This window comes from Nocardia sp. NPDC005366, assembly GCF_040606855.1.
Lineage (GTDB): Bacteria > Actinomycetota > Actinomycetes > Mycobacteriales > Mycobacteriaceae > Nocardia.
The window spans coordinates 121,943-137,785 of record NZ_JBEXFQ010000018.1; the positions used below are offsets into that span (position 1 = coordinate 121,943).

At 68.0% G+C, this 15,843-nt stretch carries 12 protein-coding genes; 4 read left to right on the forward strand and 8 right to left on the reverse strand.

Annotated elements, in window-relative coordinates; all coding sequences use genetic code 11:
• Positions 1-63 precede the first annotated feature (63 nt).
• The gene (locus tag ABZS43_RS21465) at positions 64-738 is read left to right on the forward strand and encodes a TetR/AcrR family transcriptional regulator (protein WP_355037681.1); all 675 of its coding nucleotides are present in this window, start codon (positions 64-66) and stop codon (positions 736-738) included.
• Positions 735-1,004, forward strand: a complete 270-nt coding sequence (locus ABZS43_RS21470; protein ID WP_355037682.1) for a hypothetical protein — start codon at positions 735-737, stop codon at positions 1,002-1,004. The genes ABZS43_RS21465 and ABZS43_RS21470 overlap by 4 nt, the downstream gene beginning before the upstream one ends.
• Before the next feature lie 59 nt (positions 1,005-1,063).
• Here the strand turns inward: ABZS43_RS21470 and ABZS43_RS21475 are convergent, their stop codons facing one another.
• The 8 genes from ABZS43_RS21475 to ABZS43_RS21510 form a co-directional block, all read right to left on the reverse strand.
• Positions 1,064-1,612 (reverse strand): TerD family protein, encoded by a 549-nt coding sequence (locus ABZS43_RS21475; RefSeq protein ID WP_355037683.1) that lies wholly within the window; start codon positions 1,610-1,612, stop codon positions 1,064-1,066.
• Between the two features lie 120 nt (positions 1,613-1,732).
• Positions 1,733-1,921, reverse strand: a complete 189-nt coding sequence (locus tag ABZS43_RS21480; protein ID WP_355037684.1) for a hypothetical protein — start codon at positions 1,919-1,921, stop codon at positions 1,733-1,735.
• 308 nt (positions 1,922-2,229) lie between these two features.
• A complete protein-coding gene (locus ABZS43_RS21485) occupies positions 2,230-6,012 on the reverse strand; it encodes a multifunctional oxoglutarate decarboxylase/oxoglutarate dehydrogenase thiamine pyrophosphate-binding subunit/dihydrolipoyllysine-residue succinyltransferase subunit (RefSeq protein ID WP_355037685.1) in 3,783 nt (1,260 codons plus the stop codon).
• 207 nt (positions 6,013-6,219) lie between these two features.
• Positions 6,220-9,915 carry an ABC transporter ATP-binding protein gene (locus ABZS43_RS21490; protein ID WP_355037686.1) on the reverse strand — a complete coding sequence of 1,232 codons (3,696 nt, stop codon included), beginning with the start codon at positions 9,913-9,915 and terminating at the stop codon, positions 6,220-6,222.
• Positions 9,916-10,003: 88 nt separating this feature from the next.
• The gene (locus ABZS43_RS21495) at positions 10,004-10,786 is read right to left on the reverse strand and encodes an ABC transporter permease (protein ID WP_355037687.1); all 783 of its coding nucleotides are present in this window, start codon (positions 10,784-10,786) and stop codon (positions 10,004-10,006) included.
• Positions 10,783-11,772 (reverse strand): ATP-binding cassette domain-containing protein, encoded by a 990-nt coding sequence (locus tag ABZS43_RS21500; RefSeq protein ID WP_355037688.1) that lies wholly within the window; start codon positions 11,770-11,772, stop codon positions 10,783-10,785. Before ABZS43_RS21500 ends, ABZS43_RS21495 begins: the two co-directional genes overlap by 4 nt.
• Entirely contained in the window at positions 11,769-12,500 is a 732-nt protein-coding gene (locus ABZS43_RS21505; RefSeq protein WP_355037689.1) for a hypothetical protein, read from the reverse strand. The genes ABZS43_RS21500 and ABZS43_RS21505 overlap by 4 nt, the downstream gene beginning before the upstream one ends.
• Before the next feature lie 124 nt (positions 12,501-12,624).
• Positions 12,625-13,647: a glutathione S-transferase C-terminal domain-containing protein gene (locus tag ABZS43_RS21510; RefSeq protein ID WP_355037690.1), complete on the reverse strand. Its 1,023-nt coding sequence runs from the start codon at positions 13,645-13,647 to the stop codon at positions 12,625-12,627.
• 38 nt (positions 13,648-13,685) lie between these two features.
• Between ABZS43_RS21510 and ABZS43_RS21515 the strand changes: the two genes are divergently transcribed.
• Positions 13,686-14,480 (forward strand): enoyl-CoA hydratase/isomerase family protein, encoded by a 795-nt coding sequence (locus ABZS43_RS21515; protein WP_355037691.1) that lies wholly within the window; start codon positions 13,686-13,688, stop codon positions 14,478-14,480.
• A gap of 103 nt (positions 14,481-14,583) precedes the next feature.
• Positions 14,584-15,843, forward strand: coding sequence for an AMP-binding protein (locus ABZS43_RS21520; RefSeq protein ID WP_355037692.1), 1,260 nt, complete (start codon positions 14,584-14,586; stop codon positions 15,841-15,843).

A 15,843-nucleotide genomic window follows, 5' to 3' on the forward strand; every position in this document is an offset into this window, starting at 1 on the left:
CAGACTACGGTCATATTGAGTGTCAGTCAACAGCTATTGAACCACGTTCAGTAGGATGTCGCCGTGGCCAAAGAAGCGGGAGAGACCAAGCGCGTCCGGCTCAGCCCGGACCAGCGCCGCCTGCAACTGATAACCCTCGGGGTCAAGATGCTCGGCGAACGTGCCATCGAGGACATCTCCATCACCGAGATCGCCGAACAGGCCGGTATCTCGCGCGGCCTGCTCTTCCACTACTTCCCGACGAAACAGGATTTCCAGCTGGCCGTGGTGGCGCAGGCGAACGCGGAGCTGCTCGAGCGGGTCGCCCCGGATCCCGCCCTCGGGGTACCCGAAATGCTGCGCGATTCGATCGGGCGATATGTCGACTACGTCATCGAGAACCGCGCCTCGTACCTGGCGCTGCTGCGCGGCCCGACCAGTGTGAGCCCCGATCTGAAACCGCTGGTCGATCAGACCCGCGACGTCATCATCGGAATCATCCTCGCCGAAGTGCCCGCGCCGATCGAGCAGCAGCGCAAGCCCCGGTTGACGCTCGGGATGCGGGGGTGGATCGCCTTCGTGGAGGAAACCACCCTCACCTGGTTGCGCGAGGAACCCATCACCAGGGACGAATTGGTCGATCTGCTCGTCGAATCTCTCATCGCCCTTGCCGCCGCCCTCGACCCGGTGCTCGCCGACGCGCTGAGCGCGGTCGAGGTGTCCGCCGGACCGGTCGGGTTGGACCTGTCGTCGGCGTGAAATCCGCACTGTGGGGCGAGGTCGCGCTCGCCTGGCTCGCCGAGACACCGGCGGCGTGTATGACGCCGGTGATATCGCCCGACGCGGTGGCGGTGAGCGCGTGTACCGACTCGCGGTCGGAGACGTCCGACGCTCGCCGCTCGGTTCACGCTCGGGCCAACAGTGCGCCCGCCGAGACGCCCGCCGCCGACGGACTCGCACTCCTCGCCACCTTGGCCGCTATCATCGCCGACATCGACCGGCGGTCCCGTCCCACCGGCGAGTAGAGCCCGATCGGTCGTCCGCGCGTGATGCGCAGACGTTGCCACGCGTATTGCCGCGTTGGTTACAGCAGGAAGGGTGCGAGCTGGGGAATCGCCTCGACCGGATGGTTCGCCTCGATGGCCACGCCGATCGGCTGATACTGCCATCCCAGCGTCGTCCGTACCAGCTTTCCCGGCACGAATCCGGTGCGATCCGGTCCGTTGTCCAGGATGTAGCGGGCGAATTCGACGTCGTTGACGCCGTCCACGAAGCGGCAGAAGGCATTGTCGATCTGCTCGAACGACTGCCCGGCATAGGAGGTGACGAGGAATACGACGGTGGTGGCGTTCGGAGAGATCCTGGTCAGATCGACGGTGAGCACCTCGTCGTCGCCCGGTCCCTCACCGGTGACGTTGTCGGCGAGCAGTCGCACCGAGCCGTCCTGTGACATGAGTTGTTCGTGGTAGACCGCATCGATCAGCACGTCACCCTCGAACAACAGCGCGGCCGCGTTGAGATCGATATCCGGCCTTCCCCCCGCCAGCCACCGACCGGTGTCCGGATCCCATCCCAGACCCATCGTGACCCAGGCAAGCCCCTCGGCCCCTTCGTTATCTACCGGCGTGGACAACGGACACCCTCTTTTCGACGCGATATACGGCACAACCGCTATCGCGCCGTCCGACCGCTCCCACCCTAGGCGCACAGCGCGCCACAGGAAGCGTCGATCACCGAACGACCCTGTCCACGCTCATTCCCACAGACGCGCGCAGGGCAGTGGCGGCGCGTCCTCCTTCACCTCGTCGTCGACGGTCACCTCGAATTCCGGAAATCCCTCGGCCAGTTCATCGGCCACATTGCGGGCCTGCTCGGCCGAGGCCGTGTAATCCAGTGAAATGTAGTCGGATTCGATATGAACATGACGCTTCGACGCACTCATACCCCCTCCTTCCCGTCACCGATTTCGCACCCCCGACATAATCCAGAGTCCCCCCGGAGGGTCGACAGTTGGACACGGCCGGATACCGAGTCGGTGTGCGTTCCGGTGCCGCGCACCCATCGCCGCCCGCTGAATCGGCGGAAATTCGGGGAGATGTCCGGCGCGCTCGCTCGCCCGACTAGGTCGGCGGCCGATCCCCCGCGGTCGTATTCGGCTTCCACGATCGGGCCGGAATACGAACGCCGGGTGCGAATCGCTCTCAGGGGAGAGCGGATTCGCACCCGGCGTCCAGTCCGTGTCAGGTCGGATCAGCTGGTCGGCTCGAATGCCTCCGCGACGATCTCGGCCTGCTCCACCGCGTGGACCTTGCTCGAGCCCGAGGACGGGGCCGACATGGCGCGACGGGAGATGCGGCGCAGCTTCGTGAACCGCTCCGGGAGGTTTTCGGGGAGGTTCAGGCCGAAGAAGGGCCATGCGCCCTGGTTGGCCGGTTCCTCCTGGACCCAGGCGATATCGGTCGCGTTCGGGTAGCCGCTCAGCGATTCGTTGAGGCGGCGGACGGGCAGCGGGTAGAGCTGCTCGATCCGCACGATGGCGACATCCTCGCGCTTCTGCTTCGCCTTCTCCGCGGCCAGCTCGTAGTAGAGCTTGCCGCTGGTCATCACGACCCGCTTGACCTTGCTGCGGTCACCGACTCCCTGCTCGTAGGCGGGCTCATCGAAGACCGAGCGGAACTTCGACTCGGTGAAATCCTTCAGATCCGAGACGACGGCCTTGTTGCGCAGCATCGACTTCGGGGTGAAGACGATCAGCGGGCGGCGGATGCCGTCCAGCGCGTGACGGCGCAGCAGGTGGAAGTAGTTCGCCGGGGTCGAGGGCACCGCGACCGTCATCGAACCCTCGGCGCACAGCTGCAGGAACCGCTCGATACGGCCGGAGGTGTGGTCGGGGCCCTGACCCTCGTGGCCGTGCGGCAACAGCAGCACGACATCGGAGAGCTGGCCCCACTTGGCCTCACCCGAGGAGATGAACTCGTCGATGATGGACTGCGCGCCGTTGACGAAATCGCCGAACTGCGCCTCCCACAGCACAAGTGCGTCCGGGTTGCCCAGCGAGTAGCCGTATTCGAAGCCGACGGCGGCGTATTCGCTCAGCGCCGAATCGTGCACGGCGAACCAGCCGGGGTTGGCGCTGCCGATGTTGTGCAGCGGGGTGTACTCCTCGGCCGTCTTGCGGTCGATGATCACCGAATGACGCTGGGTGAAGGTGCCGCGACGCGAATCCTGACCGGTCAGGCGCACCGCGAGGCCCTCGTCGATGAGCGTGCCGAAGGCGAGCAGTTCGGCGAAGGCCCAGTCGACCTTGCCCTCGTAGGCCATCTCGCGGCGCTTCTCCAGCACCGGCTTGACGCGCGGATGCACATTGAAGCCGTCGGGCACGTTCAGGAAGGCGTCGCCGATGCGTTGCAGCAGCGCCTTGTCCACGGCCGTCTGCACGGTCGTCGGCACCTTCTGGTCGTCCTCGACCGATTCGCTCGGCTCCGGCGTGTACTTCTCCAGCTCACGGACCTCGTTGAACACCCGCTCCAGCTGGCCCTGGTAGTCGCGCAGTGCGTCCTCGGCCTCTTTCAGCGAGATATCGCCACGGCCGATCAGGCTTTCGGTGTAGGCCTTGCGGACCGAACGCTTGGTGTCGATGACGTCGTACATCGACGGCTGGGTCATCGACGGGTCGTCGCCCTCGTTGTGGCCGCGACGGCGGTAGCAGACCATATCGATGACGACGTCCTTGCGGAACTTCTGGCGGAAGTCCACCGCGAGGCGGGCCACCCAGTCGCAGGCTTCGGGATCGTCGCCGTTGACGTGGAAGATCGGCGCGCCGATGAATTTCGCTATATCGGTGGAGTACTCGGTGGAGCGGCTGTTCTCCGGCGCGGTGGTGAAGCCGATCTGGTTGTTCACCACGATGTGGATGGTGCCGCCGACCCGGTAGCCGCGCAGGCCCGACAGGTTCAGCGTCTCCGCGACCACACCCTGACCCGCGAACGCGGCGTCACCGTGCAGCATGAGCGGCATGACCGAGAAACCCTCGGGGCCGTCGCCCTTGTCCAACAGGTCCTGCTTGGCGCGGACCAGACCCTCGAGTACCGGGTCGACCGCTTCCAGGTGCGAGGGGTTGGCCGTCAGCGAGACCTCGATCTCGTTGTCGCCGAACATCTGCAGGTAGGTGCCGCGCGCGCCGAGGTGGTACTTCACGTCGCCGGAGCCGTGGGTGGCCGCCGGGTTCATATTGCCCTCGAACTCGGTGAAGATCTTCGAGTAGGGCTTGCCGACGATATTGGCCAGCACGTTGAGGCGACCGCGGTGCGGCATGCCGATGACGACCTCGTCGAGCGAATGCTCGGCGCACTGGTCGATGGTCGCGTCCATCATCGGGATGACGGCTTCGGCGCCCTCGAGGGAGAAGCGTTTCTGGCCGACATACTTGGTCTGCAGGAAGGTTTCGAACGCCTCGGCCGCGTTGAGCCGGTTCAGAATGTATTTCTGCTGCGCGACAGTCGGTTTGGCGTGTTTCTGCTCGACCCGGTCCTGAATCCACTGCAACTGATCGGTTTCCAGGATGTGGGTGTACTCGATGCCGATGTGGCGGCAGTAGGCGTCGCGCAGGATGGAGAGCACGTCGCGCAGTTTCATGCGCTCCTGGCCGTGGAAGCCGCCCACGTTGAATTCGCGGTCCAGATCCCACAGGGTCAGCCCGTGCTGGGTGACGTCGAGGTCGGGATGGCTGCGGAACTTGTCCTTGACCAGCCGCAGCGGGTCGGTGTCGGCCATCAGGTGGCCGCGGTTGCGGTAGGCCGCGATCATCTCGAGCACGCGGGCGCTCTTGTCGACGCCGCGTTCGCGAATGTCCTTGCGCCAGCGCACCGGCTCGTAGGGCACGCCGAGGCCGTGGAAGATCTCGTCGTAGAACTCGTCGGAGATCAGCAGGGTGTGGATGGTGCGAAGGAAATCGCCCGATTCCGCGCCCTGGATGATGCGATGGTCGTAGGTCGAGGTCAGCGTCATCAGTTTGCCGACACCGAGATCGGCGATGCGCTCGTCGGCCATGCCCTGGAATTCGGCCGGGTACTCCATCGCGCCGGCGCCGATGATCGCGCCCTGACCGTTCATCAGGCGCGGCACCGAGTGCACGGTGCCGATGGTGCCCGGGTTCGTCAGTGAGATGGTGACGCCGGAGAAATCCTCGGCGGTCAGCTTGCCGTCGCGGGCGCGCCGCACGACATCCTCGTAGGCGGTGTGGAACTGACCGAAGGTCATGTGTTCGGTGCCCTTGATGGCGGCGACGACCAGCGAACGGCTGCCGTCCTTGCCGGGCAGATCGATGGCGAGACCGAGGTTCGTGTGCGCGGGGGTGACCGCGTTCGGCTTACCGTCGACCTCGGCGAAATGCCGATTCATATTCGGGAATTTCCTGACCGCCTGCACGATCGCGAAGCCGAGCAGGTGGGTGAAGGAGATCTTGCCGCCGCGGGTACGGGCGAGGTGGTTGTTGATGACCAGACGGTTGTCGATCATCAACTTCGCCGGGATGGCCCGCACACTCGTCGCGGTGGGGATGGCCAGCGAGGCGGACATATTCTTGGCGACGGCGGCTGCCGCGCCTCGTAGCACCTTGGACTCGTCGGTGGCCGAATCCGCGGCCTTGGGCGCACCCGAGGTGGGTGCGGCGTTCGACAACGGAGCCGGGGTGGTCCGAGGGGCGCGGGCGGTGACCTTCGCGGGGGTTTGCGCGGGAGCCGCGGGCTTGGTCGGCGCGGGGGCCGGGGCGGACTTCACGGCGGCCGGGGCGGACTTCACGGCGGCCGGTGCCGCGGTCCGGGCGGGCGCCGCCGATGTGGTGGTCGAGGTCGCGGTCTGCGTTGTGGGCGGGTTGTCGCCGGTCGTCTCAGGGGTGTAGTCGGCGAGGAACTCGTGCCAACTCGCGTCGACAGAGGATGGATCTTCCTTGTACTTGAGATACATCTCGTCGACTAACCACTGGTTCTGTCCGAACTGGGAAGTTGAGCTGCTCACAGCAGGTGTTCGCCTCATTTCGTTCTTCGCGCTGCGACGTTTGTGACGTGCCCGGCACGGGGATCAGCGGATGCGCGCCGATGCGCCCTAATTGAGGATAGGCCCAGCAGCAAATCGGCGATGCCAGCCACCACCGGACATTCCAGAACTCACCTGTGCAGACTCGTCCGGGGACGAGAATATTCCCTCGCTTTCGTGGGCTGTTGCCCGTCCCACATTTGGCGCTCAACGGGAGGGCGACGCGGCCGCGTCCCAGAGACGGGAGTACTGTCCACCGGCCGAAATCAGTTCGTCGTGAGTGCCGATCTCGGCGATTCTGCCGTGGTCGACGACCGCGATCCGATCGGCTCGCGCGGCCGTGCCGAGCCGGTGCGCGACCACGACGGTGGTCCGCCCCCGTGCCAGTGATCGGTTCGCTACCAGCATCGATGCCTCGGTTTCCGGGTCGAGGGTGGCGGTGGCCTCGTCCAGCAGCAGCAGGTCGGGATCGACCAGTTCGGCTCTGGCCAAGGCGATCAGCTGGCGTTGCCCCGCGGACAGACCTCGCCCCCGTTCGCCGACCGGCTGCCGCATACCGAGGGGGAGGGCGGCGATCATGGCGGAAGCGCCGACCGCTTCGGCGGCGGCGGCGATCTGATCGGCGGTCGCCGAAGGTTGTCCGAATGCAATGTTGCTGGCGATGTCGCCGGTGAACAAGTGAGCTTCCTGCGGCACGATCCCGAGCCGGGACCGGTAGTCGGCCAGGCGGTATTCGCGGATATCGACCCCGTCCACCCGGATGGCGCCGGACCCGGCGGCGGGTGGCAGATCGTAGAGGCGGGCAAGCAGTTTGACGATGGTCGACTTACCCGCACCGGTCGGACCGACCAGTGCGAGGGTCGTGCCCGCCGGAATCTCGAGCGATACCCCGTCCAATGCCGGATTCGTCGTCCCCGAATAGTGGAATCGGACTCCGTCGATGCCGACTTCGCCCCGCAACGACCCGCTGATCGGGACCGCGTTCGGGGGATCGGCCGCGATGGACGACGGGGTTCGCAGGAGTTCGCCGATCCGGCGCAGCCCGACCCGCGCCTGCTGATAGCCGTCGAAAACCTGGGACAGCTGCATGATCGGCCCGAACAGCAGTTCCAGATAGAGCACGAAGGCGATCAGCGTGCCCGCGGTGGTCGCGCCGGTCGCGACCTCGCGAGCCCCGATGAACACCACCGCGGCCAGTGCCAGATCCGCCCATGCGATGACGGAGGCGAAGTACGTCGCGATCGCCCACTGCGCCCGCATCCGCGAATGCCGGTAGCGCACGGAGTATTCGGCGAAGCGCCGGGCGGCGACCGGTTCGTGCCGGTTGGCCTGGACGGCGCGCAGGCCGGTGACATTCTCGGTGAAGTGGGCGTTCACCGCCGATACCCGTTCCCGCGACACGGTGTACGCGCTGTTCGATACGCGACGGAACAGCAGGGTCGCAAGGAACAGCGGGGGCAGCGCGAGCAGCACCGTCACGGCCAGCGAGGCATCGATGACCAGCAGCGCGACCCCGATACCGATCAGTGTGAGTCCGCCGATCAGGGTGGTCGCGACCCCGGTCTGTAGGAAGGTCGACAGCGCGTCCACATCGGTGGTCATCCGCGTCATGATCTTGCCGGACAGTTCGCGCTCGTAGTAGTCGAGCCCGAGCCGCTGCAGATGGGCGTAACTGCGTATGCGCAGGCCGTAGAGCACGCGTTCGCCGGTGCGGGCGGTCAGGACCGTGGTCACGGCTCCGACCAGCAGACCCGCCGAGACCAGGACGCCGCCGATCACCGCGGCGCGGGCGAGCACGCCCGAGTCGTCGCCTCCGACACCGTGGTCGATGGCGTAGCGCACCAGCGGCGGGAAGGCGATCGCGATCAGCGCGTCCAGGGCGAGCAGGGCGACCACGGTGAGGACGAGCGCCCTGACCGGGCGCAGCAGCCGGGCCAGCCGGAAATTCGGTTCGGGCTGCCGCAGGGCGCGGTCGTCGTCGATCGGCCGGTCGGTGGCCGCCGGCAGCCGCGCGATAGTCCGGCGCAGTTCCGGGGTTTCGCTCAGCGCGTTGGTGAGGCCGGACCAGTTGCCCGGACCCACGGTCGGTTGCGCGGCGCTGACGGCGGGCACGGCTACGGCGGTCCCGAGGACGGGTGCGCCGGGCGCGGGCAGGCGGATCACCCGGTCGGCCTGGGCCAGGGTGGATTCGCGGTGCGCGAGGATCAGCGTGGTGCGTCCGCCGCGGTCGGGCAGCGTATCGAAGATGGCGGCCTCGGTCACCGCGTCCACCGCGGAGGTCGCGTCATCGAGCACGAGGATGCGCGGGCGCGCCAGCAGGGTCCTGGCCAGCGCGATCCGCTGGCGTTGGCCGCCGGAGAGAGTGAGTCCGCGTTCGCCGACGACGGTGTCGTATCCGTCGGGAAGTTCGCCGATGAAATCGTCGGCCGCCGCGAGTTCGGCCGCGTGGCGCACCTCGGCGTCGGTGGCGTCGGGGCGGCCGAGCGCGATATTGGCGGCGATGGTGTCGGAGAACAGGAACGGATCGTCGAAGACCACGCCGACGGCGGATCTGAGGTCGGCGGCGCTGACGTCGGCGATATCGACCGACCGACATCGACCGTCGGCGGGGTGTCGCGGGACGGCTCCGTTATCGCCCGCGTCGTTATCGCCCGCGTCGTTATCGCCCGCGTCGTGATCGGCTCGCGCGCCGAACAGATGGATGCTGCCCGAATCGGGTGCGTAGAAACGCGGCAGTAGCAGCGACAGTGTCGATTTGCCCGAGCCGGCCGGGCCGATGATCGCCACGGTCTCCCCGGGACGCACCGTCAGGTCGAGATCGCGCAGCACTGGGACATCCGGATCGAATCCGAAGGTGAGCGATCGGATATCGATGCCGAGCGGGCCCTCGGGCAGCGGCGCGGGATGCGGTGGGTCGGCGATGACGGGTGCGGTGTCGATGACCTGGAATACGCGTTCGGCCGCGGCGCGAGTCAGCTGCGCCATGATCACCACCGCGGACATGGTTCTGGCCGAGGCGGTCATGGTCGCGACATAGGCGGCGAAGGCGAGGAAGGTGCCGATGCCGATGACCCCGTGCAGGGCGAGCAGTCCGCCGACGACGATCACCGCGACCATTCCGGCCTGCGGGACGGCCGCGACGACCGGCGCGAACCTGGAATCGATCCGCGCCGCGCGCAGTCGCTCGGCGTAGAGGTCGCGGCTGTGCTTCTCCAGCACGTCGACCATCCTGGCCTCCTGCCCGAACCCCTTCACCACCCTGACCCCGGTGACTGTCTCCTCGACGTGCTGGGCCAGGTCGGCCGCGCGCTGCTGCGCCGACCAGGTCGCCGCGTACAGCAGCGGCCGCATCCGATAGACCACCAGCGCGATGGCGGGCACGACGAGCAGCGCCACCGCCGCCAGCGGCGGTGACAGCCACACCATGACCATCGCGGCGAGCACGAATTGCAGCAGCGCGAGTCCGGACCAGGGCACCATGGCGACCAGGCCCTGCACCAGTTGCAGGTCGGTGATGGACCGCGACACCACCTGCCCGGTCCGGAGGGTGTCCTGCCCGGCTCCGTCCAGTCGCTGCAACGAGGCGAGCAGATCCACGCGAAGGGCGTGCTGTATATCGAGGGAAAGCCGCCCGGCCAGCACCCGCCTGGTCAGCGAGGAGACGAAGCGCCCCGCGGCGAGCAGCACGAGCAGTGCGGCGACCACCCCGATCACCTCGGTATCGCCGATACCAGCCGCGTCGACGGCTCGCTTTGTCAGCAGGGGCGCCGCGACCTCGACCACCGCGCCGAGCGCGACCGCGGCCGCGACCCCGGCCATCGTGCCCCGGTACACCAGGCTCGCCGCCCACAACCTGCGAATCCACCCCGGTCGTCGCACCGCGCGCCCGTCCACTTCCGTCACCGACACTTCCCGCTCGCCCCCGCTCATATCCCACGACGTTACGACGTGCGGCGGTACCGGTTGATTCCCGTCGCGCCGAGGGGGCGGATCAGAGGTCTCGGGTGCGCAGAGTCCACCAGCCCCCGCCCGCGCTGCCGATGGTCCACAGCAGCAGGACGACGACGGCGGCCGGTGTCGGCGCGAGGATATCGCTGTCGGGGAAGGAACCGGCGGCGACGGCGGCGATGGTCGCCGAACCCGGAAGCAGCGTGGCGACACCGCCGATGCCGATGGCATTGGCCACGACCCAGATCAGCGGTTCGGCGATCAGCAACCAGCCGAGCAGCGCGGCGATGGCGATACTCGACTTCCGCAGCATCAGCGCCAGCCCCGCGCCGATCAGCGACCAGCAGGTCGCGGCGAGCAGTCCGCCGCCGAGCACGGTGACAAGGCGCATGCCGAACTCGACCTTGCCGCGCCCGAAACCGAGCAGGCAGATGAGGCCGACGAGTTCGACAACGAAGGTGGTCGCCAGCGCGATGGCCCCGGTGACCAGAAGTTTCGACGCGACGAGGCGGTCGCGGTCGGCGGTGAACAGCGCGGTGACGGGCATGGATTCGTACCGGTATTCCGCTCCGGCCCCCACCGCGCCGAAGACGGCCGCGGCCAGGATGGCCGCCGCGATCGCGAGGTACAGCCCGATCGAGGCCGCGCCGGTCGCCGGATCGGAGCCGGGATCGGCCGGGCCCGAGACGAGGGCGGTGGCGGTGCACGCCACGAGCGCGACGCCAGGCAGCACGGCGGCCAGCATCAGATTCGCGCGCAGTGTGCTCGCTTTGCGGATCTCGGAGTTGACGGCCGGGACGAGATCCGGGGGCAGCAGGGTGATCACCGTGGAATCCCGTAGGGCGTCGGCTGCCGCGCGGGCACGGCAGGGTGGGGCGGATACGGAGCGTGCGCAGGTGGCGGCGCGGCTGTCCTCGGTGTGGTGAGCGAGGCGAGGACGCGGTCCGGGTGGATCGGATCGGGGGTGACGCTGTCGAGGCGCACGCCCGCGGCACGCGCGGCGTCCTGGATCTGGGTCTCGGACGCGTCGGCCACCGCCAGCCTGCCGTCCTGGCGGATCACCGCGTCGGTATAGCCGCGTGCGGCGAGCACGGTGGCCAATGCCACCGGCGTCGACGCCGCGACGACCAATCTGTCGGGATGCCCGCGCCGCAGCTTCGCCGGAGTGCCCTGGTAGACCACCGAACCCTCGCTCATGACGACGAGATTGTCGACCATCGGCACCACCGCGGCCAGCGACGCGCTCGACAGCAGGACGGTTCCGCCTCGGCGGGTATGCCCGCGCAGGAATTCCTGTAACCACCCGCGCTCGGCGGGATCGAGACCGTCGGCGGGGTCGTCGAGGATCAGCAGCGGGGGGTCGGCGAGTAGCGCGGTCGCCAGCGCGACCCTGGTCTGCTGTCCCGCGCTCAGCGCGGCTGCCCGTGTCGCGGCGTGCTCGGCCAGACCGACCGATTCGAGCAGTTCCTCGACCCGTTCGTCGGGCACCCGCGCGGCGGCGGCGTAGATCGACAGATGGTCGCGAGCCGAGCGAGCCGGGTGCAGTCCGCGGGGGGACAGCATGCCGCCGACAGGCGGGCCGCCGCCGATTCCCGCGACCGAGCCGGGGCTGCCCACCGACGCGGTGCCCGTGGTCGGCCGCACCAGGCCGAGCAAAATGCGCAGGACCGTGGTCTTGCCCGCGCCCGCGGGGCCGACCAGGCCGACGCTGGTACCGGTCGCGACGGTGAAACTCACATCATCGATCGCCGAGACCAGGTCGTAGCGCTTGCTCAATCCGCGAACGGCGAAGGCGGGGCGTGCCGCGGTCACCGCGGCCCCGCGGACCGCCGCGGCGCGGACGGATCGATCGCCTTCAGCGGATCCGCTTCGACGATCAGATGCCTGGCGGCGGGCCAGGTGGTCGGCGGGGGACCGAATGCCTTGTGCGCGTTGACGATCGTGGTCTTGCCGAGTGCCCGGTTGCCGACGCCGCCGATGACGGCGCCGATGCCCATCGGGATCACCTTGCCCGCCATCAGCGCCATCCGCTTGGTCAGGAACCGCACGATGAATCGCTTCATCAGTGAATCGTTCATCCCGGACAGACCTGGGATGCGGGTGGCCAGCAGCGTCCCCCAGTTCTTGGCCGAATGTCCGACCGATTTCTCCACGATTTCCATGCCCGCGTCACCGAGGACGACGGCGATCACCAGCGCGCGGCGCTGCTCCTTGGCCTCCGGCGCGATACCGTGCACCGCGGCGATGGCGAGGGTGTACAGGGCCGAAGCCTCCAGGAAGAAGGCCGTCTCCGCGGTGATGGCCGCCACCGAGGCGACGGTGCCGACGCCGGGCATGGCTGCCGTCGCGCCCGCCGCGGTCCCGCTGCCGGTGACGGCGAGCAGGTACTGCCGCTCCAGTCGCGCGGTGATCTGGGCCGGGGTTTCGTCGGGGTGGGAGCGCCGGATCAGGTCGATATACTTGTCCACCGCGGGGCCCTGCAGCTTCGACCCGTTCTCGAGCAGTGCGACCACGGTCTTTTCGAACGCGCTATGCCTCATCGGCGGGAACCCCTTTAGTCTCAGCCTTCGCTGGCAGAACTCTATGGCACCGAAGGTTGCTCGGCCCAACACGGCAACGAACCGCATCGTGTGATGGGTTCCCCGCGTACGGCGGTATACCCAGCTACGGCCGAAGTAGCGCGGGCACTTGTTCCGAGGGTGACGGCGGCGGGGGCGGGGTGCCCTCGCCGAAGGGGCGACCGCGCAAGGTCTCGCGGCCGTGCGGGGTCAGCCAATCGGCCAGATCCGGTCCCTTGGGCACGATCCGCGTCGGATTGATATCGGTGTGCACCACGTAGTAGTGGGTCTTGATCTGGTCGAAGTCGATGGTGTCGCCGAAGCCGGGAGTCTGGAACAGGTCGCGGGCGTATGCCCACAGCACCGGCATCTCGGTGAGTTTGCTCCGGTTGCATTTGAAATGTCCGTGATAGACCGGGTCGAAGCGCACCAGGGTGGTGAACAGTCGGACGTCGGCCTCGGTAATGGTGTCGCCGACCAGGTATCGCCGCGTCGCGAGCCGCTCGCTGAGCCAGTCCAACCGGGCGAAGAGCCGGTCGTAGGCCGCGTCGTAGGCGTCCTGGGCGCCGGCGAAACCGCAGCGGTACACACCGTTGTTGACGTCGCGGAAGACCGCCAGATTCACCTCGTCGATTTCCGCGCGCAGCGATTCCGGGTACAGCTGCGGCGCGCCGGGGCGGTGGTAGGCGGTCCATTCGGTGGAGAAATCCAGGGTGATTCGGGCGTAGTCGTTCGTCGCGACCTGCCCGGTCGGGATGTCGACGATCGCGGGAACGGTGATGCCGCGCGGATAGTCGGGAAACCGGGCGAGGTAGGCGTCGCGCAGCCGGGAGATCCCGAGTACCGGATCGACGCCGCCGGGATCGAGATCGAAGGTCCAGCTCAGCTTGTCGTGCGTCGGCCCGCAGAGACCGAGTGACAGCGCCTGCTCCAGCCCGAGCAGCCTGCGCACGATCAGTGTGCGATTTGCCCACGGGCAGGCGCGTGCGGCGACGAGCCGGTACCGCCCCGGTTCGACCGGGTAGCCCTCGCGGCCATCGGCCGTGATCCGGGTGGTGATGTAATTCGTGTCGCGCTTGAACTCGCCCGGCTCGACGTAGGAACCGGATTCGGATGCCGACTTGGTCACTACGACAGTCTCGCAGACGTGGGTTCTAGGCTGACCGAATGAGCGAATCGAAGGCCACCCGGCTGGAACGTGAAGTCACCGACGGCGGCGCGGAGGTGGCGACCCTCACCTTCGCCAACGCGCCGCTGAACTTGTTCGATCAGGCGATGTTCGACGCGCTTGTCGCCGATATCGCGGAATTGGCCGCGCGCCCGCCGAGGGCCGTGCTGCTGCGCGCCGAGGGCAAAGTGGTGTCAGGCGGCGTCGACGTGCACGTCTTCGACGGTTTGTCGGTGGAACAGGGCGCCGAACTGTGGCGCACCCTGTTCGCGCAGATCATCCACCCGCTGGAGGCGCTGCCGTGTCCGGTGATCTTCGCCGCGCACGGACTGACCCTCACCGCGGCGTTCGAGATCGCGCTCGCCTGCGACATCATCCTGGCCGCGCCGAAGGCCGAATTCGGTCTGGTGGAGACGGTGGTCGGCCTGACCCCGTCCATGGGCGGACCGCAGCGACTCGCCGAGCGTGCCGGATCGGGCCGGGCCCGCGAATTCGTGATGACCGGTGATCTCTACGACGCCGCGACCATGGCCGACTGGGGTGTGGTCAACGCCGTGCACGACGACGTCGACACCGCCGCCAGGCAATTGGCCCACCGGCTGGCACAGGGTCCGACCCGCGCGCACGCCGCGACCAAGCAGATCGTCGCGGCCTGGCGTTCGGGCGGTGTGGCACACGCCGATTCGGTGACACCGCAGGTTTCCGGGGTGCTGTTCGACACCGAGGATCTGCGCGGCGCGGTGCGCAGCTTCCTGGAGGTCGGTCCGGGTAAGGCGACCTATACCGGCCGCTGACGTTCGATGAGTGATAGGACACGAATGTTCGCTAACCCAGCGAAATTGTGATCCGCGTCATATAGTCGCAGATGCCCGGTCGCTCGAGGCGCGCGGAGGACGGATGTCGCAGCAGTTGTTGGTCGAATACCCCCTGGCCGGTCCGCAGGAATGCGCCAACCCCCTCGCCCGTGGCGCCGACGGTGTGCTCCGGTACGGCAACCTCACCCCCGCGCTCACCGAGTTGCTCGATCTCCAGGTGCACGCGTTCTCCCAGCGCGAGGCTGTGGTGGAGATCGGCGGTCCCCGGTTCACCTACCGAGAGCTGTGGCATTCCGCCGCGCGCATCGCGGGCGGTCTCCAGGAGCACGGGATCGGGTACGGCGACCGCGTCGCGATCCATATGCCCGTCGGCGCACGGTGGGTGCAGGCATTCCTCGGGGCACTGCTCAGCGGGGCGGTCCCCGTCCTGGTGCACGACGGCATACCGGCCGCGGTGGCCGAACGCGTGATCGCGGACAGCAGAGCCGATTTCGTATTCGACGGCAGTGGCGGCGGCGAACTTCCCGACGGCGCGGCGTATATCGATGACGGTGCGGCGCTGAGCGATCTGGCGCTGCTCTGTTACACCAGCGGCGCGGCGCCGGGCGCGGCCTGCGCGGACGCCGCGCCCAAGGGCGTCGAACTGACCAACGAGAATCTGCTCTCGGCAATCCGTTCCGTAGTTGGGGCGCTGGACCTGCCGACCGACGGGTTGCGCAATCTGCTGCTGCTCCCGCTCGCCCATGCCAGCGGATGCGTCGATCAGCTGTTGCCCACCTTCGCGGTCGGAGGCACGGTGGTCCTCGCGCCCGACACCGGCAAACTCGCCGAAGGTATCGCGGCCGAACGGGTCGACATGGTTTCGGCGACGCCGCGCGTCTTCACCCGCCTCCTGCCGGAGTTGGCCGCACTGCGCCCGGACGGACTGTCCACCGAAGGCGTTTCGCGGATCAGCAGCGCCGGACATCGGGCCGAACGCATGCTCGTCCCCGTCGCCGGCGCGACGCCATCGGTCGCCCTACGCGAGGTCTTCCCGGCCGCGCGGCAGTGGACGGTCTGGGGCGCGACCGAAACCAGTGGGATCGGGCTCGCCGTCGACGACCGCGGCGAAGCGGACGCCGCCATACTCGGATTCCCTTTCGGCGGCACCGAATTGGCGCTGTTCGGACCTCGGGCCGGAGCCGGGCGTGGCGAATTGCTGTGCCGGGGGCCCAATGTCACACGCCGCTACTGGAACGATCCGAAGACGACCGCGGATCGCTTCACCGGGAGTTGGTTCCACACCGGCGATCAGGTCACCATCGACGCCGATGGCCTCGTGCGCCGCGGCGCGTCCGGATAG

What these genes read in the sequence shown, in the direction of transcription:
- ABZS43_RS21480 (WP_355037684.1), bottom strand. Translation starts at nt 1,921, where the DNA reads ATGAGTGCGTCGAAGCGTCATGTTCATATCGAATCCGACTACATTTCA.
- ABZS43_RS21485 (WP_355037685.1), bottom strand. Translation starts at nt 6,012, where the DNA reads ATGAGGCGAACACCTGCTGTGAGCAGCTCAACTTCCCAGTTCGGACAG.
- ABZS43_RS21505 (WP_355037689.1), bottom strand. Translation starts at nt 12,500, where the DNA reads ATGAGGCATAGCGCGTTCGAAAAGACCGTGGTCGCACTGCTCGAGAAC.
- ABZS43_RS21515 (WP_355037691.1), top strand. Translation starts at nt 13,686, where the DNA reads ATGAGCGAATCGAAGGCCACCCGGCTGGAACGTGAAGTCACCGACGGC.
- ABZS43_RS21520 (WP_355037692.1), top strand. Translation starts at nt 14,584, where the DNA reads ATGTCGCAGCAGTTGTTGGTCGAATACCCCCTGGCCGGTCCGCAGGAA.